Raw genomic sequence first — 15611 nt, 5'->3', positions numbered from 1 at the left:
CTCCTCACAGCGGCGCGCGGGTGATCGCCGAGAGGTCGGCATTGACGGCGAAGGACCGCGCGATGATGCCCCTCACGCCAAAGCCTTCCAGCCTTGCCTTGTGCTTGTCCGCATAGCGGGCGGCCGAGGCCGGATCGGCGAACAGGTAGATGCCGCCGGCGCGGCGCTCGGCCTCGTTCTCGGTCCAGATCTTCCAGATCAATCCGTCCTCGGCGGCTATGTCGTGAGCCAGACCCGAAAGGGCGGCGGTCATCTCGGCGCCGAAGGGCCCGTCGAAAGGAAAATCGAATTGCAGCAACGTCGTCATTCTGGTCATCCGCGAAAGAGTTTGATGGAATGGCGCGGTTGTATCGGAGCGCATCCTGCGGCAGAAGCGTGCGGCGGGTAAACGGACCCGTTACTGCCAGTGAACGGTGGAGGGAGCATGGACACACTGGAGAGCATGCGGGTCTTCGTGCGGGTCGTGGAGCTTGGCAGTTTTGCGGCGGCGGCGCGGGGCTTTGATCTGTCGCCCGCCATGGTCAGCAAGCATATCGGCCATCTGGAGAAGCGGACCGGCGCACGGCTGTTGAACCGCACGACGCGGCAGGTGCGGCCGACCGAGACCGGAGCCACGTACTTCGATCAATGCTGCGCCATCCTGCGCAGTGTCGATGCGGCCGAGGCAGAGGCGGGCGCCGACACGAGCACGCCGCGCGGCACGCTGAGGATCACTGCGCCGACCGAGTTCGGCAACCTGCATCTGCCGCCGGTGATCGCGGCCTTTCTCGATCGGCTCCCGGCGATCGACATCGCGCTCGATCTCACCAATCGCAGCGTCGACATCGTCCAGGAGGGCTATGATCTGGCGATCCGTATCGCCCGTGATCTCGACACCAGCCTCGTCGGTCGGCGCATCGCGCTGTCGCGCTTCCATGTCGTCGCGAGCCCGGCCTATCTTGCGCGGGAGGGGCGCCCGATGGAGCCGGCGGAACTGGCGCGCCGGCAATGCCTGACCTTTGCCGTTCCACAGCCCTTGACCACCTGGACCTTCAGTCATGGCGGCGAGACGCGGCAGGTGAAGATCACGCCGCGCATGTTGTCCACCAGCGCCGAGGCCCTGCTCCAGACTGCGCGCGCGGGCGTCGGCATCGGACTGCTGCCGACCTTCGTCTGCGGCGAGATGCTTACGCGCGGTGAACTCGTGTCGCTCTTCCCGGATTGCGAATGTGGGGTGCTGGGGATCTATATCCTGTTTCCCCATCGCACCCTGCTGCCGGCGCGCGTGCGCCTGTTCATCGATTTCCTCGTGGAGGCGATCGGTGGCGGTGCGGACCGGGATCCGTGGGAATTCAGGCCGGAGAACTGACAAGGAGAAGGCAGGGCGCGCCGGCAGGCACGCCTAGACGCTTCCTAAGCCGTCAATACCAGCGGCGGTGCGGATGATGTGGGGCCTGCGAGGCGCCGATGAGGTAGCCGACGAGGCCGCCGATCAGCCCGGCGGTCAAGAGGGCCGTCGAGGTCGCGGCCGGATGCTCCCGCACGATGCCGGCGACGCTTTCCGCTTCCGACCTGGCATAGTCGACGACCTCCTCGGCGGTGCGTGACGCATCGCGCATCGCGGCGGATGTGCGCTTGCGAAGTCGGGAAGCCGCAGCGTCCCCCTGTTCCGCCAGGCTTTCCGTCAGCGCGGCCACCTGTGCCTGAAGCTCGCGCAGTTGTGTCTGTAGGGAATTGTCGGCCATGGATGGCTCCTTCTGGTCTGGTGAAATCCGAACCGTTCTGCAACCCCGACTGTTTCACCCAACAGCCGCCCAAGCAAGGGGCTTCGTACCAAAGGAAAACCCGGCGCCTTTCGGCACCGGGTTTCTCGCATAGTCGAGATCGGACGAAGCTTACTTCGATGCGGCTTCGTACATTTCCAGGACGTAGTCCCAGTTGATCAGGCTGTCGACGAAGGCTTCGAGGTACTTCGGGCGGGCATTGCGGTAGTCGATGTAGTAGGAGTGTTCCCACACGTCGACGCCGAGGATCGGCGAGGCGCCGTGGACCAGCGGGTTTTCGCCGTTCGGGGTCTTGGAGATGGCGAGCTTGCCGTCCTTGACCGAGAGCCAGGCCCAGCCGGAGCCGAACTGGGTGGTGCCGGCCGCGATGAAGTCGGCCTTGAACTTGTCGTAGCCGCCGAGGTCCGAAGCGATCGCTGCTTCGAGCTTGCCCGGAAGCTTGGTACCGCCGCCGTCCTTCTTCATCCACTTCCAGAAATGGATGTGGTTGTAGTGCTGGGCGGCGTTGTTGAAGAGGCCCTGGTTGGTGCCGGAGGACTTCTTGACCACTTCCTCGACCGAGAGATCACCCATGCCGGCTTCAGCAGCGAGCTTGTTGCCATTGTCGACATAGGCCTTGTGGTGCTTGTCGTGGTGATACTCGAGAGTCTCCGCCGACATGAAGGGCTGGAGCGAGTCGTAGGCGTAGGGAAGTTCGGGCAATTCGAAAGCCATGGTGAAATCTCCTTTTGGCAACTGAATGCGGAAATCGGTGATCGGGAACATAGGAGCGGAACCCTACCGAGGCAACCTGCCAAAGGTCAAAATCGTTCCCTGCGGGGGAAGATTTATCTTCTCGGGTGAACTAGAAAGGGATCGGTTTTTCTGCTGCCGCGGACGCGGCCCCTCTCGTCGAAAGGATGTCTTCATGCCACGTCCCGCTTCCGCCCTTTTCCTGTTCCTCGCTGCCGCCGTCCCCGCTTCGGCCTCGTCCGACGACGCCTGGCAGGAATTTGCCAAGGAGGTCGGCGACAAATGCCTCGAAGCCGCGGCACCGATGCTCGAGGGCGCGCGCGTCGCCGTCGATCCGTTCGGCAGCGAGCGCTTCGGGCTTGCCGTGCTGTCGGGCAAGGCGAAGGGCGCGGAGGCGACCGTCTCCTATGTCTGCGTCATGGACAAGCAGACCCGGGCCGTCGAACTCGGCAGCGAACTGCCGGCCGAGACACTGGGCGTCACCATCCCCTGACGGGTCCTAGAGAAAGCGGTCCGGGTCGGGCAGCGCCTCGGTGCTGAAGCCGAATTCGGCGCGCGCCATCTTGCACTCTTCGTCGCCCGGCATGCAGGTCCGGCAGACTTGCGGCCGGTCGGCATAGACCGCGCAGCCGACATGCTTGCCCACTTCGCCGGTCAGCGCCGCGCAGCGCCCGGCCTCGAACTTCATGCCCGACAGGTCGGCGGCGATGAACGTGTCGGGGATCTTCGCGATCTCCTCGTCGGTCTCCAGCGAGAAACGCGGCCACTCCGCCGAATAGGCGCAGCAGGCGCCACAGGTCTGGCAATCGAAAATGTCGGGCGGCGAGGTTTCCAGCATGGGTCGGTCAAAGCAGATCGGGCCGGCAAAATCCAGCACGATCTGCCGGGTCGCTCAAGCGCGGGGCGCCCGGCGTCTCAGGCCGGTGGCGAAGATGGCGGCGAAGACCAGCATGATCGCGCCGACGGAAATGGGCCCGGCGCTCAACGACAGATCCATGATCACCCCGGTCGCGCCGGCGCCGGCCGCACTGCCGATCGCATAGGCCAGGCCATAGGCCGCGGCACCGGAGACCAGCAGCCCGCCGCGGAACTGGTCCCCCAGCAGGGTGAGCGCGCAGGTATAGAGCGAGAAGCTTGCCGCCCCGAGCAGCGAAACGGTGGCGAGCAGCGCGTATTCCGACGACAGGAAGGGCAGGAGCAGGAAGCTCGCGCCGCAGGCGACCGCCGAGCCGACCGCGATCAGCGGGCGTGACGCATGGTCGAGCAACCAGCCGACCAGCGGCTGGGCAAGCGCCGTCGGCAGCGCCACCATGGTGACCACCAGGGCGGCAAAATTCTCCGAATAGCCGCGTTCGACGAAATAGAGCGGGATCGTCGAGATCGCTGCGATGTCGGAAAAGCCGAAGGCGACCACCATCAGGGCGAGAACCGGCGCGGCGCGCACGAACTGCATCAGCCCGCCGGCGCTCGATGCCGCCGGCCGCGTGCGGGCAAAGCGCCCGAGCATGACCGAGGCAAAGGCGACGAAGGCGACATAGACGGCAATCAGCGCAAAGGCGAAACCGTCTTCCGTGCCGACGAAGGGAATGGCGAGCGGACCGGCGGCAAAACCGGCGCACATGCTGGCGCCATAGATGCCCGACACCCGCCCGCGCAGGCGGTCGGGGCAGGCGGTGTTGAGCCAGGCCTCGCTGACGGTGAAGATGATGCTGGTCGAAAAGCCGAGCAGGTAGCGGGCGACGAACCAGACGGCGAGATTGTCGAACAGGGCGAAGGCCGACAGCGACAGCGAGGCGCCGACCAGTCCCGCGACGATCAGCCGGTCGCCGCGCAGCAGCGCCGTCAGCCGGGTGATCATCAGCGTCGAAGTGGCAAGCCCGGCAGCAAAGACGGAGGCGTTCAGACCGGCAAGGCTCGACGAAACGCCCCGGCTGTCCATCACCAGCGCGATCAGCGGGTAGGTGAGCCCCTGGCCGACGGAAAAGGCCGTGACGCCCAGAATGACCACGGCGATCGCCGCCCAGTCGGGCGCGAAATCCTCGGCAATGGCATGCGACGACATAACGGCCTCCCTCAAGGCGCAATTGCCCTTGGGTTCGGGCTTTTGGTCCGGTCTATCCGGGGGAGGGGCGGAAGTCCAGCGGGGGCGAGGAGCCGATGCTTGTCAGGCGCTGTGCAATATGGCTGGATACAGTCAGGGGTGGTGCGTCGGGGCAGGATGGCGATCCATGAAGAAGTTCGAGTTCGTCAACGAGGCGGCGAAGCGTGCCTTTCTTGATCTACCGCGTGATGTCATGCGCCAGTTCGGTGCCGATTTGCAGGCCGTCCAGAACGACGAACGCCCCTTCTCCGATTACAAGCACCTCAAGGACAGCGTCGGTCCCGGCGCCATTGAGCTGATAGAAAACGGCAGTCCTGCTTACCGAGCGGTCTACTGTGCGAAATTTGCCGACACGGTTTTCATTCTCCATGCATTCACCAAGACCACCAACGGGGTGGATCGCAAGGCAATGAACACGGCGCGTGAGCGTTACAAGGAGATGCTGGAGCGCATCAAGCTTAGGAAGGCCAGTCCGTCGGCTTAAGCGGCATCGAGAACGTCGCAGACGACCTTTCCGTCTGGCCCCAGCGAGGGCTTCAGGCGGACATTCAGTCTGGCCAGAAGCCCGATCAGCTTGTCGGCGGAAAACAGGTCAATTTTGCCACGCATCAACTCGCTTACCCGGGGCTGCGAAATACCGAGCGTCGCCGCTATCTCGCTCTGCTTCCGGGCCTTGCTCTCGAGGATCTTTCGCAGCGTCAACAGCAGGTCGGCGCGAAACCGGAGGTCGGCCGCCTCGGCGCCGTCTTCGGTCATGACGTCGAAAATGTTGTCGTAGCTCAGCTTTGTCATCGTGCGCGCCCGGTTATACGAAATTTCGTATAATTTACTCCCGATGCCGTAAAGAGTCAAAGCGCAGCGGCACGGCCACTCAGTCGGCCGCTTTTCGCGTGCAGACATAGTCCTTCTTGATACAGGCCGTCGAAGGGGTCGAGCACATCGCCTTGCCGTCCGCCAATTTGCAGAAGCTGCACTGGTCGGTGAATTCCGCGCAATCGGGCGTATTGTGCAGGAAGTCCTGCATGCTCTGCATGGCCGTGGTTTCGTCGTCGGCCCATGCCGGCCCGGCCACGCAAAGGAGCGTGAAGGCGAAGAGGCAGGCCGTCGCTTTAGGGGACCTGTACGTCATGCGAGCCCTGTCCTCTTGGCGGAAAATCCGGTCGTCTCACCCGGCTGCATTCACTCCGACGCCGGGCTGGCCGAGTGCCTTGAACACGGTCTGGGTGATGCCGTGGCAGTCGAGGCCGGCCTTGGCATACATCGCCTCGGGCTTGGCCTGGTCCATCCAGAAATCCGGCAGCACCAGGGAGCGGAATTTCAGGCCGTTGTCGAGAAGCCCCTCGCTGGCGAGCAGCTGCACGACCTGGCTGCCGAAGCCGCCGACGGCGCCTTCCTCGACGGTCACCAGCACGGCGTGATGGCGGGCGAGCTGGCGGATGAGATCGTGATCGAGCGGCTTGGCGAAGCGCGCATCGACGACTGTGGTGGACAGGCCAGCGGCATCGAGGTCCTCGGCTGCCAGCAGGCAGTCGGCCAGCCGCGTGCCGAAGGACAAGAGCGCCACCTTGGTGCCCTGTTTCATCACCCGGCCCTTGCCGATCTCGAGGATTTCGCCGCGCTCCGGCAGCTGCACGCCCACACCCTCGCCGCGCGGATAGCGGAACGAGATCGGGCCGGCGTCATAGGCCGCCGCCGTGCGCACCATGTGCTTCAGTTCCGCCTCGTCGGCCGCCGCCATGACGACGAAGCCGGGCAGCGAGGCGAGGAAGCCGGTGTCGAACGAGCCGGCATGGGTCGGGCCGTCGGCACCGACGAAACCGGCGCGGTCGATCGGGAAGCGAACGGGCAGGCCCTGGATCGCCACGTCGTGGACCACCTGATCATAGCCGCGCTGCAGGAAGGTCGAATAGAGGGCGCAGAACGGCTTGAAGCCTTCGGCCGCGAGGCCGGCCGCGAAGGTCACGGCATGCTGTTCGGCAATGCCGACATCGAAGGTGCGCTTGGGGAAGATCTCCGCCAGCTTGTCGAGCCCGGTGCCGGACGGCATGGCGGCGGTAATGCCGACGATCTTCTCGTCGAGCGTCGCTTCCTGCACCAGCGCCTCGCCGAAGACGGCGGTATAGCTCGGCGCATTCGGCTTGGCCTTGGCCTGCGTGCCGGTGATGACGTCGAACTTGTTGACGCCGTGATACTTGTCGGCGGCAGCCTCGGCCGGGGCATAACCCTTGCCCTTCTGCGTCACCACATGGATCAGCACCGGCCCCTTGCCGTTGTCGCGCACATTGCGCAGCACCGGCAGAAGATGCTCGAACGAGTGCCCGTCGATCGGGCCGATATGGTAGAAGCCCATTTCCTCGAACATGGTGCCGCCGGTCACATAGCCGCGCGCATGCTCGACTGCCCGGGTGATGGCGCGGTCGATGTTCTTGCCGAGATAGGCCGTCAGCTTCTTGCCGAGGTCGCGGAAGCCCATATAGGTGCGGCCCGAGGCAAGGCGCGCCAGATAGGCGCTCATCGCGCCGGTCGGCGGGGCGATCGACATGTCGTTGTCGTTGAGGATGACGATCAGCCGCGCGTCGAGCGCGCCGGCATTGTTGAGCGCCTCATAGGCCATACCGGCCGACATCGCGCCATCGCCGATGACCGCGATCACCTTGCGGTCGGTGCCGGAGAGATCCGCCGCGACCGCCATGCCAAGGCCGGCCGAGATCGAGGTCGAGGAATGCGCCGCGCCGAAGGGGTCGTAGAGGCTCTCCGCCCGCTTGGTGAAGCCGGAAAGCCCGCCTTCCTGGCGCAGCGTGCGGATCCGGTCGCGCCGGCCGGTCAGGATCTTGTGCGGATAACACTGGTGCCCGACATCGAAGATCAGCCGGTCGTTCGGCGTGTCGAACACCTTGTGGATGGCGATGGTCAGTTCGACGACGCCAAGCCCCGCGCCCAGATGCCCGCCGGTCTTCGACACCGCGTCGATCATCTCGTCGCGCAGTTCGCGGGCGAGCTGCGGCAGATCGCGGTCTTCGAGCTCGCGCAGGTCTGCGGGATAGCGGACCTTGTCCAGCAAGGGCGTCAGGGGCTGGGATGTCACGGGGCTCGTGCCTCTTGTCGTTATCGTCTTTTCGGCGTGTCGCTCGCCTTATAGAGGATTTGCCGCTCAGGCAAAAGCTCGCGTGCAGTGCGGATGGCCAGCCTCCTATATAGAGTTCAAATGCCCTGCGGCAAAGGCACAAACTCTTCCTCGTCGCCCGGCACGATGTCGAAGCGGCCGGTTCTCCACTCTTCCTTGGCCTGTTCGATCCGCTCCTTCGAGGAGGAGACGAAGTTCCACCAGATGTGCCGCTTGGAGGCCATGGCCGCGCCGCCGAACAGCATGACATGCGCGCCCTCAGCGCCGCCGGTCAGCGTCAGCGGGTCTCCGGGGCGGAAGACCAGCAATTGGTCGGGGGCGAAGCGATCACCGGCGATCTCCAGTTCTCCGGAGAGCAGATAGGCCGCACGCTCCTCATGGTCGGCCTCGAAATGGAACCGGCCGCCCGGCTGCAACGTGACGTCGACATAGAGCGTGTCGGAAAACACCCTGACCGGGGAGCTAAGCCCGGCGGTCGAGCCGATCACCACCCGGCCGGACGCACCGTCCGCCTCGAACATCGGCATGGCGCTCTTCGAGGTATGGGCAAAGGCCGGGTCGATCTCTTCCCTGTCGTCGGGCAGCGCCAGCCAGGTCTGCAGGCCGGAAATCGACAGCGGCTGGCCGCGCAGCTTTTCCGGCGTGCGCTCGGAATGCACGATGCCGCGACCCGCCGTCATCAGGTTGATGTCGCCGGGCTCGATCACCAGCTCGGTGCCGAGGCTGTCACGATGCTTGATCTCGCCGTCGAACAGGTAGGTGACGGTGGAAAGGCCGATATGCGGATGCGGCTTGACGTCCAGCGCCTCGCCGGCCCGAAGCAGTGCCGGCCCCATGCGGTCGAAGAAGATGAACGGCCCTACCAGCCGCCGACGCATCGTCGGCAGGGCCCTTCGCACCGCGAAGCCGCCAATGTCGCTGGAACGCGGAATGATCAGCTGCTCGATGGCGTCGCTGGCGAAGGCGTCGCCGGGCAGGGGGTCTTGGCCGGGAAAGAACGACATGGGGCAGGCTCCTTTTGGCTTTGCAGTCCTGGTTCAGGCTACTCCGCGCTGTTCCTACGCGATAGCGGCAGGACATGAACAGTCCGTTCGCAGGAACAAGGGAGGGGGCTCCCGAACCTCCTGCCCGGCTCCGTCAAAAAAGGTCGACACCGCAGATCCGGAAAATGCGTTTCGTTAATGATTGAGGCCCAGTTTGATCCCGTGAAGCGCTAAAACAAAATCGAAGTGTGTGAATGTATTTCCTGGGTAAAATCTGCCAGTACAGAAAATATTGCGGGCTTATTGTCGTGGCTATGGCGGCGATAATTCCGATTAATTTCGCGTGCGCTGAAGATATATTGAAAAAGACAACGCATCTGATGGCGATCGGCATTTGTCCGCCTTGGAAGCCGCAGAATCCCGAGGCTTGCCGTCGCAGCGTGGATGCCATGGAGTCCGCCCTGACCGCGCGCCTGGGCATAGCCGACAAGAATGTCACCACCCTCCTGAACGCCGCCGCCACGACCGAAGGGCTGAAGGCGGCGTTTGCCGGTTTCAGCGGTCTCGGCCCCAAGGATCGTCTGATTATCTACGCCAACCTGCATGCCGGCGCGCTCGATCCCACGGCACAAGTCGGCCCCGACAATGATGTGTTCGTGCTGTGGACGAAGGACAAGCCCGCCGCCCTGCAATTTGCGGTGGCTGAAGGTGACTGGATCATGGCCAGCGATTTCGCCGCCTGGGTACATGCCCTGCCGGTCGGGGAGGTGATCCTGATCCTCGACGCCTGCGAATCCGGCGCCGTGACGCCCTTGTTCATCGATGCGCACCCTTCGGACGACGGGTCTCGCCCGGAAGCGGTCATCGTTTCCGCATCAGCCGATCAGATCGCCAATTTCAGCAGTGACCGGTCGGTTGCCCTCTACTCCCAGCAGTTGGCGCAGACGCTTGCCAGTACCGAAGGTACGTTTGGACATGCCGCCGACCTTGCCGCCGAACAGACCCATAACGCGGCGATCGCGATCTGCGATCTCCGGAAATCTTCGCTGGAGCAGGCGGGAGTTGATCCATCGTCGTGCCGTCAACAGCCGACGACCCGTGATCCCGACTCGCTGCTGACCCAGATCGTGCTGCGCGACTGACCAGCCGGCGATAGAGCCGAACCTCAAACCTAAGGAACAGACAAATGAAAAAGATCCTGATCGCATCGCTTTTCACCCTGTCGGCAACCTCTGCATTCGCGGGCGTCCCGGGCTGGATAACGGATGGCTGGGGCACGGATGACGTCAACACCAGCACCGTCTGCAAGATCAAGGACATCAATGTCCTGACCGCATCCGCCGAAGATTGCACGACAATCGGCGGCGAAGCGACCCATACGCTGACCCAGTCGGCCAAGCCGGTCACCAAGTAAGTTCGCTCGGCGCTCCACCGTCGCACAATGCCAGCCATCCGGCGTCAGGCCTACTGCCCAGAATCCGCCCCCACCTCCATTCACGGAAGCAATCCCATGAAGACGATCCTGATAGCATCGCTTTTTGCCCTGTCGGCAACCACCGCATTCGCTGGTCTTCCCATTCCGGGCTGGACCACGGATTCCTATGGCACGGAAGGCGTCGACGCCGGCACCGTTTGCAAGGTCAAGGACATCAATGTTCTGACCGCATCCGCCGAAGATTGCACGACAATCGGCGGCGAAGCGACCCACACGCTGACCCAGTCCGTCGAGCCGATCACCAAGTAGAGTTCCATCGGGGGGGCCTTTGGCCCCCACCAGTGCCGTCAGGGCCGGCATGGCCTGATCAGCACGTCATTGCCGGCCTCCGCACCCAGTTCGACGCACTCGCCGTCATGGCAGAACCTCCAGCCGCCGCCGGTCGTACCGGAGGCGGCCAGGCGCAGTTCGCCAACCGGCGGGTTCTTCGGCGACCATTCCCACCAGCCGTCCTTGAGCACGGCGCCGTCGCCCGGCTCCATGCCGGCGCCCGAGCCCTTGACTCGGGCCTGGGTCAGATGGAGGCCGGCCGGGGTGACTTCCCAGTCCTCCTGCCATTCCGTCTTCTGCACCGAATGGGTCCAGGCGAGCGAGAACAGCGACACGGCAATACTCATCGCCTTGGCGCCGGCGAGGATGCAGACGCTCATGGCGTTGCGGCCGCCGGTCCTGCCTTGCGGGCGCGCCACCGGTGGAAGGCGAGAAGCAGGCCGCCGACCACGAAGCCGAATTCGTCGGTCCAGGGCAGGGCGAGCACGACGCTGAAACCGGCGACGAAGGCAAGCAGGCGTTCAGGTAATGAGAGCCGCGCGAAGAGGTAGCCGACCACCGCTATGCCCCACAGCGCGATGCCGAAGCAGGCCTTGAAGAAGACGTAGGCGACCTCCACCGGATAGCCCCAGGCGGCTGCCATCGGGCCGGCATCCTGCAGCATCAGCGCCGGCGTATAAACCGCCATGAAGGGCACGACGAAGCCGGCCGTGGCCAACTTGGTCGCCTGCAGCGAGATCTTCAGGCCGGAGGTCTTGGCCATGGGGGCTGCGGCAAAGCAGGCGAGCGCCACCGGCGGCGTCAGGTCCGCCATGATGCCGAAGTAGAAGACGAACATGTGGCTGACGAGCAGCGGCACGCCGAGTTCCAGAAGCGCGGGGCCGGCCAGGGACGAGGTGATGATGTAGTTCGGGATGGTCGGGATGCCCATGCCGAGGATGAGGCAGGTGATCATGGTGAGGATGAGCGACAGGAACAGGTTGTCGCGGCCGATCTCGATCACCGCGCCGATGAAGGTGGAGGCGATGCCGGTCAGCGTCAGCGTGCCGATGACGATGCCGACGATGGCGCAGGCGATACCGACGGGAAGGGCGTTCTTCGCCCCTTCTGCGAGCGAATCCCGGCAGATGGCGAGCGTCTCCCGGCCACCCTTGAAGAGGGCGCAGGCGACGATCAGCGTGCCGATCACCAGGAGCAGAATGTTGACCCCGAACTTGAGGAAGGCGGCCGCGGCCAGGCCCAGCGCCAGCCAGAACACCAGGCGGAAGGCGAAGGGGCCGATCAGCGCGGCAAGCGGCGTGCCGAGGATCAGCACGACGACAAGCGCCAGTCCCATGGTGCCGGCGAAGATCGGCGTGAAACCGGCAAACAGCAGGTAGACGAGGGCCGCCAGCGGCAGGACCAGCGGCCAGTGTTCCTTCACCGCAGTCCAGGGATTGGGCAGTTCGGGCTTGGACATACCCTTGAGGCCCGCCTTGCCGGCTTCGAGATAGACCATCCAGAAACAGACGCCGAAATAGAGGATGGCCGGGATCAGCGCCGCCTTGACGATGTCGGCGTAAGGAACGTTGAGCGTCTCGGCCATGATGAAGGCGACGGCGCCCATGACCGGCGGCATGATCTGCCCGCCCATGGAGGAGGTCGCCTCGACCCCGCCGGCAAAGGCGGAGCGGAAGCCGAACTTCTTCATCAGCGGAATGGTGAACTGGCCGCTCGCCACCACATTGGCGACGCCCGAACCGGAGATCGTCCCCATCAGCGCGGAGGAGAGAATGCAGACCTGCGCCGGCCCGCCCCGCCAGGTCCCGACGAGACCCAGGGCAAAATCGTTGAACAGCGCCAGCATGCCAGCCCGTTCGAGGAAGGCGGCGAAGACGACGAAGATGAAGATATAGGCGGCCGAGACATAGATCGGCGTGCCGTAAATGCCCTCCGTGCCGAAGGCGAAATGCTCGACGATCAGCTCGAAGTCATAGCCGCGATGGGCCAGGGGCGAGGGCAGGTATTGCCCGAAGAAACAATAAGCGAGGAACAGCCCGGCGATGATGGTGAGAGGCAGGCCCATGAGGCGGCGCGCGCCCTCGAAGACGAGCATGACCATGATCGTGCCGACGGCAAGGTCGAGGGAGTTCAAGAAGCCGGAACGCTCGATCAGGCCCTCGTAGAAGACCCAGTTGTAGAGACCGGTGAGGAAGCCGAGAATGCCGAGCGTCCAGAACCAGATGCGCCCGGCGGTGCTGCGGGCGACCAGGTTGCCGAACAGCGAGAACCCCAGCAGCAGTAGGAAGCCGACATGCATGGCCCGCACCACCTGGCTCGGCAGCGTGCCGTAGGCAGCGGTCCACAGCTGGAACAGCGCGAAGGCAAAGGCAATCCAGAAGGCCGCCTTGCCGGGCAGACCGGCGCCGAACCCGGACGGCAGCCCCTCGATCGCTTCCTCGGCCGAGTGCGGTGCGGGGTGGCCTGGCGTGGTCGTATCGGTCATCATTCCTCCCGAAAAATGCCCCTCACCCTAGCCCTCTCCCCGCAGGCGGGGAGAGGGGACGCTGCGGCAATATGCTGCTCGCGTCCGGGTTCCTATCGTGCTGAACGTTTGCGAGAACCGCGAGGGCGCGGCATGTCCCTTCTCCCCGCCTGCGGGGAGAAGGTGGCGGCAGCCGGATGAGGGGCAATACTCCACGTCAGCCGGACGGCAGTGGACACGGTGCCCTTCGCAATCCGCCCTTACTTCAGGACACCGATTTCCTTGTAATACCGCTCCGCACCGGGATGCAGCGGGATCGGCATGCCGTCGAGCGCCTTCTTGACGTCGATCGCCTTGGCGGCGGCATGGGCGGCCGACAGTGCCGGCAGATTTTCGAACAGAAGCTTGGTCATCTGATAGGCGGTCTCGTCGGAGACGCCCTCATGGGTGATGAGGAAATTGCCGACGGCGGCCGTCGGCACGTCTTCGGTCTGGCCCTCATAGGTGCCGGCCGGAATGACGGCCGCCATGTAGGGCGCGCCGATCTTCTCGACATCGGCGGCCGGAACCGCGACGACGTTGATCTTCACCGAAGTGGCGAGGTCGCGGATCGAGGCGACGCCCATGCCGGCCGACTGTAGCGTGGCGTCGAGCTGGCGGTTCTTGATGAGCTCGACGGATTCGGCAAAGGGCAGGTACTCGGTCTTTCCGAGTGTGTCATAGCCCATGCCGGCAGCCTTGAGGATGGCGCGCGCATTGAGCTCGGTGCCGGACTTGGGCGCGCCGACCGACAGGCTCTTGCCCTTGAGTTCGGCCAGCGTCTTCACGCCGGAGTCCTGCGATGCGACGATCTGGATATAGTTCGGATAGATCGCGGCGATGCCGCGCAGCTTGTCGAGCTTGCCGGGGAAGCCGGCCTCCTTGTTGCCGTCCCAGGCCATCTGCACGGAATCGCCGAGCGAGAAACCGATCTCGCCACGTCCGGCCTGCAGCAGGTTGAGGTTTTCGACCGAAGCCTTGGTGGCCTGCACCTGGGTGCGGGCGCCGGCGATGTTGTCGCCGTAGATCTTCGACAAGGCCACGCCGAGCGGGTAGTAGACCCCCGAAGTGCCGCCCGTCAGAACGTTGATGAACTCCTCGGCCCTGGCCGAGTTGGCGGCGAGCGCGGTGGACAGCGCAAGTGCGCCGGCAAGCATTCTGGCGATTTTGGTGATCTTCATAATGGTCCTCCCAAACCGTTCTGATGAGGGGCCATCATGGGGAGGCGGTATGCCCCCGTCAATCGTTAGCATGCTCTTTTGCGGATCGGGCCTGGTTGGACCCGGCCCGTTGCGATCGAATTCAGGGTGTCGGTTCCCTGATCTGCCGGGCTATTGCGGGTCGAGAGGTTCGGTGCCGGCTGGCTTCCCGGCGCGGTCGAGGCGGATCTTCTCGATCCGGCTTTCGGCGGCGTTGAGCAGCGTTTCGCAATGCTTCTTCAGCAGTTCGCCGCGCTCGTAGATGGAAATCGACTCGTCGAGCGCCACGTCGCCGCGCTCCAGCCGCGCCACGATGCTTTCGAGTTCGGCCACGGCCTTCTCGAAGGAATAGCTGGAAATCTCGGCGGAAACGGCGTTCTCGGTCATAATCAACCCTTCATCAGTCGCAGGATGTGCAGGCCGGCCGATTCGGCCAGACCTTCCAGATCATAGCCGCCTTCGAGAATGCTGACGACCCGGTTATGGGCAAAACGGTCGGCCACCTCCATCAGCCGCCCCGTCGCCCAGTCGAAATCCTCGCCGACCAGGTTGATCTGCGCCAGCGGATCGCGGTGGTGCGCGTCGAAGCCGGCCGAGATCAGGATGATGTCGGGCGAGAAGTCGTTGAGCGCCGGCAGGACACGGCTCTTGAACGCTTCGCGGAAATGATCCGAACCGACATTGGGCGAGAGCGGCGCATTGACCACGTTGTTTTTCGTGCCCGTCTCGTCCTTCGCGCCGGTGCCGGGATAGAGCGGCATCTGGTGGGTCGAACAGAAAAGCACGGACGGATCGTCCCAGAAGATGTCCTGCGTGCCGTTGCCGTGATGTACGTCCCAGTCGATGATCGCTACCCGCTCGGCGCCGTACGTCTTCTGCGCATGGCGTGCCGCGACCGCCACCGTGTTGAATAGGCAAAAGCCCATGGCCTTGGATTTTTCCGCATGGTGGCCGGGCGGGCGCCCGGCGACGAAGGCATTGGCAATCTCGCCGGCCATCACCGCATCGACGGCGGCCATCGCTCCGCCGATTGCGGTCAGCGCCGCCTGCAGGCTCTTCGGCGATGCATAGGTGTCGGCTTCGATCTGGTTGATCTCGCCCTCTTCCTCGGGGGTCTGACGCATGACGGCGAAGAGATGCTCTTCCGGATGGGCGAGCAGCACCGCGTCCTCATTGGCGATCTTCGCCTCGACGCGCTGAAGGGGAGCGAAATTGGGGTGTTCCAGCGCAATGTTGAGCGAGCGCAGCCGGTCGGCCCGTTCCGGATGGCCGGCAGGGGTCTCGTGCTCGAGAAAGACGGCGTTCTCATAGAGGCGTGTGGTCATCGCTCATTCTCCTCGAAGGTCGAGGCCAACATAGTGCGCCCGGCCGTCATGTTCCACCGGCGCGCTCGAGACTTAGGCCTGTGACCTGTGGACAGAGCGGCGAAGGCGGGAGGTGT

General features: G+C 64.4%; 20 protein-coding genes. 6 read left to right on the top strand and 14 right to left on the bottom strand.

Annotated features, from left to right (window positions below):
* Positions 1-4: 4 nt before the first annotated feature.
* The gene (locus AC07Y0_RS14330) at positions 5-307 is read right to left on the bottom strand and encodes a monooxygenase (protein ID WP_498678343.1); all 303 of its coding nucleotides are present in this window, start codon (positions 305-307) and stop codon (positions 5-7) included.
* 117 nt (positions 308-424) lie between these two features.
* Between AC07Y0_RS14330 and AC07Y0_RS14325 the strand changes: the two genes are divergently transcribed.
* Positions 425-1348, top strand: a complete 924-nt coding sequence (locus AC07Y0_RS14325; RefSeq protein WP_498678342.1) for a LysR family transcriptional regulator — start codon at positions 425-427, stop codon at positions 1346-1348.
* 52 nt (positions 1349-1400) lie between these two features.
* Here AC07Y0_RS14325 and AC07Y0_RS14320 read toward each other — a convergent pair whose 3' ends face one another.
* Both AC07Y0_RS14320 and AC07Y0_RS14315 read right to left on the bottom strand, forming a co-directional pair.
* Entirely contained in the window at positions 1401-1724 is a 324-nt protein-coding gene (locus AC07Y0_RS14320; RefSeq protein ID WP_498678340.1) for a hypothetical protein, read from the bottom strand.
* A 150-nt stretch (positions 1725-1874) separates the two neighbouring features.
* Complete coding sequence (locus AC07Y0_RS14315) at positions 1875-2477, bottom strand: superoxide dismutase (protein WP_498678339.1); 603 nt, start codon at positions 2475-2477, stop codon at positions 1875-1877.
* A 193-nt stretch (positions 2478-2670) separates the two neighbouring features.
* Between AC07Y0_RS14315 and AC07Y0_RS14310 the strand changes: the two genes are divergently transcribed.
* Positions 2671-2988 (top strand): hypothetical protein, encoded by a 318-nt coding sequence (locus AC07Y0_RS14310; protein WP_498678337.1) that lies wholly within the window; start codon positions 2671-2673, stop codon positions 2986-2988.
* Between the two features lie 6 nt (positions 2989-2994).
* On the opposite strand, the gene AC07Y0_RS14305 is transcribed toward AC07Y0_RS14310, so the two are convergent.
* Together AC07Y0_RS14305 and AC07Y0_RS14300 are read right to left on the bottom strand one after the other, a co-directional pair.
* Positions 2995-3333 carry a YkgJ family cysteine cluster protein gene (locus AC07Y0_RS14305; protein WP_498678335.1) on the bottom strand — a complete coding sequence of 113 codons (339 nt, stop codon included), beginning with the start codon at positions 3331-3333 and terminating at the stop codon, positions 2995-2997.
* A 54-nt stretch (positions 3334-3387) separates the two neighbouring features.
* Positions 3388-4557 carry an MFS transporter gene (locus tag AC07Y0_RS14300; RefSeq protein ID WP_498678334.1) on the bottom strand — a complete coding sequence of 390 codons (1170 nt, stop codon included), beginning with the start codon at positions 4555-4557 and terminating at the stop codon, positions 3388-3390.
* Positions 4558-4723: 166 nt separating this feature from the next.
* Between AC07Y0_RS14300 and AC07Y0_RS14295 the strand changes: the two genes are divergently transcribed.
* Positions 4724-5080, top strand: a complete 357-nt coding sequence (locus AC07Y0_RS14295) for a type II toxin-antitoxin system RelE/ParE family toxin (protein WP_498678333.1) — start codon at positions 4724-4726, stop codon at positions 5078-5080.
* Here the strand turns inward: AC07Y0_RS14295 and AC07Y0_RS14290 are convergent.
* From AC07Y0_RS14290 to AC07Y0_RS14275, 4 genes are all read right to left on the bottom strand, one after another.
* Positions 5077-5388 carry a helix-turn-helix domain-containing protein gene (locus AC07Y0_RS14290; RefSeq protein ID WP_498678332.1) on the bottom strand — a complete coding sequence of 104 codons (312 nt, stop codon included), beginning with the start codon at positions 5386-5388 and terminating at the stop codon, positions 5077-5079. The genes AC07Y0_RS14295 and AC07Y0_RS14290 overlap by 4 nt on opposite strands.
* 79 nt (positions 5389-5467) lie before the next feature.
* On the bottom strand, positions 5468-5725 hold the full coding sequence (locus tag AC07Y0_RS14285; protein ID WP_498678330.1) for a hypothetical protein: 258 nt from the start codon (positions 5723-5725) through the stop codon (positions 5468-5470).
* Positions 5726-5761: 36 nt separating this feature from the next.
* Positions 5762-7681, bottom strand: a complete 1920-nt coding sequence (gene dxs, locus AC07Y0_RS14280; RefSeq protein ID WP_498678326.1) for a 1-deoxy-D-xylulose-5-phosphate synthase — start codon at positions 7679-7681, stop codon at positions 5762-5764.
* A 116-nt stretch (positions 7682-7797) separates the two neighbouring features.
* Positions 7798-8724: a pirin family protein gene (locus AC07Y0_RS14275; protein WP_498678322.1), complete on the bottom strand. Its 927-nt coding sequence runs from the start codon at positions 8722-8724 to the stop codon at positions 7798-7800.
* Between the two features lie 233 nt (positions 8725-8957).
* On the opposite strand from AC07Y0_RS14275, the gene AC07Y0_RS14270 reads away from it, so the two are divergent.
* From AC07Y0_RS14270 to AC07Y0_RS14260, 3 genes are all read left to right on the top strand, one after another.
* Positions 8958-9845 (top strand): hypothetical protein, encoded by an 888-nt coding sequence (locus AC07Y0_RS14270; protein ID WP_498678318.1) that lies wholly within the window; start codon positions 8958-8960, stop codon positions 9843-9845.
* 44 nt (positions 9846-9889) lie between these two features.
* Complete coding sequence (locus AC07Y0_RS14265) at positions 9890-10117, top strand: hypothetical protein (protein WP_498678316.1); 228 nt, start codon at positions 9890-9892, stop codon at positions 10115-10117.
* A gap of 96 nt (positions 10118-10213) precedes the next feature.
* On the top strand, positions 10214-10447 hold the full coding sequence (locus AC07Y0_RS14260; protein ID WP_498678313.1) for a hypothetical protein: 234 nt from the start codon (positions 10214-10216) through the stop codon (positions 10445-10447).
* A gap of 38 nt (positions 10448-10485) precedes the next feature.
* Here the strand turns inward: AC07Y0_RS14260 and AC07Y0_RS14255 are convergent, their stop codons facing one another.
* The 5 genes from AC07Y0_RS14255 to AC07Y0_RS14235 all read right to left on the bottom strand — a co-directional run bounded on the left by AC07Y0_RS14255 (position 10486) and on the right by AC07Y0_RS14235 (position 15495).
* Positions 10486-10848: a DUF1850 domain-containing protein gene (locus tag AC07Y0_RS14255; RefSeq protein WP_498678309.1), complete on the bottom strand. Its 363-nt coding sequence runs from the start codon at positions 10846-10848 to the stop codon at positions 10486-10488.
* The gene (locus tag AC07Y0_RS14250; RefSeq protein WP_498678307.1) at positions 10845-12953 is read right to left on the bottom strand and encodes a TRAP transporter permease; all 2109 of its coding nucleotides are present in this window, start codon (positions 12951-12953) and stop codon (positions 10845-10847) included. Before AC07Y0_RS14250 ends, AC07Y0_RS14255 begins: the two co-directional genes overlap by 4 nt.
* Before the next feature lie 239 nt (positions 12954-13192).
* On the bottom strand, positions 13193-14152 hold the full coding sequence (locus tag AC07Y0_RS14245) for a TAXI family TRAP transporter solute-binding subunit (protein ID WP_498678305.1): 960 nt from the start codon (positions 14150-14152) through the stop codon (positions 13193-13195).
* A 150-nt stretch (positions 14153-14302) separates the two neighbouring features.
* Positions 14303-14557, bottom strand: coding sequence for an exodeoxyribonuclease VII small subunit (locus AC07Y0_RS14240; protein ID WP_028736872.1), 255 nt, complete (start codon positions 14555-14557; stop codon positions 14303-14305).
* 2 nt (positions 14558-14559) lie between these two features.
* A complete protein-coding gene (locus tag AC07Y0_RS14235) occupies positions 14560-15495 on the bottom strand; it encodes a histone deacetylase family protein (RefSeq protein WP_498678303.1) in 936 nt (311 codons plus the stop codon).
* Positions 15496-15611 lie beyond the last annotated feature (116 nt).

It is taken from the genome of Allorhizobium sp. GW101-3B10 (assembly GCF_059424725.1).
This window is presented reverse-complemented; position numbering and strand designations above follow the sequence as displayed.

What these genes read in the sequence shown, in the direction of transcription:
- AC07Y0_RS14320 (WP_498678340.1), bottom strand. Translation starts at nt 1,724, where the DNA reads ATGGCCGACAATTCCCTACAGACACAACTGCGCGAGCTTCAGGCACAG.
- AC07Y0_RS14255 (WP_498678309.1), bottom strand. Translation starts at nt 10,848, where the DNA reads ATGAGCGTCTGCATCCTCGCCGGCGCCAAGGCGATGAGTATTGCCGTG.
- AC07Y0_RS14330 (WP_498678343.1), bottom strand. Translation starts at nt 307, where the DNA reads ATGACGACGTTGCTGCAATTCGATTTTCCTTTCGACGGGCCCTTCGGC.
- AC07Y0_RS14265 (WP_498678316.1), top strand. Translation starts at nt 9,890, where the DNA reads ATGAAAAAGATCCTGATCGCATCGCTTTTCACCCTGTCGGCAACCTCT.
- AC07Y0_RS14305 (WP_498678335.1), bottom strand. Translation starts at nt 3,333, where the DNA reads ATGCTGGAAACCTCGCCGCCCGACATTTTCGATTGCCAGACCTGTGGC.
- AC07Y0_RS14290 (WP_498678332.1), bottom strand. Translation starts at nt 5,388, where the DNA reads ATGACAAAGCTGAGCTACGACAACATTTTCGACGTCATGACCGAAGAC.
- AC07Y0_RS14310 (WP_498678337.1), top strand. Translation starts at nt 2,671, where the DNA reads ATGCCACGTCCCGCTTCCGCCCTTTTCCTGTTCCTCGCTGCCGCCGTC.
- AC07Y0_RS14245 (WP_498678305.1), bottom strand. Translation starts at nt 14,152, where the DNA reads ATGAAGATCACCAAAATCGCCAGAATGCTTGCCGGCGCACTTGCGCTG.
- AC07Y0_RS14250 (WP_498678307.1), bottom strand. Translation starts at nt 12,953, where the DNA reads ATGACCGATACGACCACGCCAGGCCACCCCGCACCGCACTCGGCCGAG.
- AC07Y0_RS14300 (WP_498678334.1), bottom strand. Translation starts at nt 4,557, where the DNA reads ATGTCGTCGCATGCCATTGCCGAGGATTTCGCGCCCGACTGGGCGGCG.
- AC07Y0_RS14260 (WP_498678313.1), top strand. Translation starts at nt 10,214, where the DNA reads ATGAAGACGATCCTGATAGCATCGCTTTTTGCCCTGTCGGCAACCACC.
- AC07Y0_RS14295 (WP_498678333.1), top strand. Translation starts at nt 4,724, where the DNA reads ATGAAGAAGTTCGAGTTCGTCAACGAGGCGGCGAAGCGTGCCTTTCTT.
- AC07Y0_RS14275 (WP_498678322.1), bottom strand. Translation starts at nt 8,724, where the DNA reads ATGTCGTTCTTTCCCGGCCAAGACCCCCTGCCCGGCGACGCCTTCGCC.
- AC07Y0_RS14285 (WP_498678330.1), bottom strand. Translation starts at nt 5,725, where the DNA reads ATGACGTACAGGTCCCCTAAAGCGACGGCCTGCCTCTTCGCCTTCACG.
- AC07Y0_RS14240 (WP_028736872.1), bottom strand. Translation starts at nt 14,557, where the DNA reads ATGACCGAGAACGCCGTTTCCGCCGAGATTTCCAGCTATTCCTTCGAG.
- AC07Y0_RS14315 (WP_498678339.1), bottom strand. Translation starts at nt 2,477, where the DNA reads ATGGCTTTCGAATTGCCCGAACTTCCCTACGCCTACGACTCGCTCCAG.
- AC07Y0_RS14270 (WP_498678318.1), top strand. Translation starts at nt 8,958, where the DNA reads ATGTATTTCCTGGGTAAAATCTGCCAGTACAGAAAATATTGCGGGCTT.
- AC07Y0_RS14235 (WP_498678303.1), bottom strand. Translation starts at nt 15,495, where the DNA reads ATGACCACACGCCTCTATGAGAACGCCGTCTTTCTCGAGCACGAGACC.
- AC07Y0_RS14325 (WP_498678342.1), top strand. Translation starts at nt 425, where the DNA reads ATGGACACACTGGAGAGCATGCGGGTCTTCGTGCGGGTCGTGGAGCTT.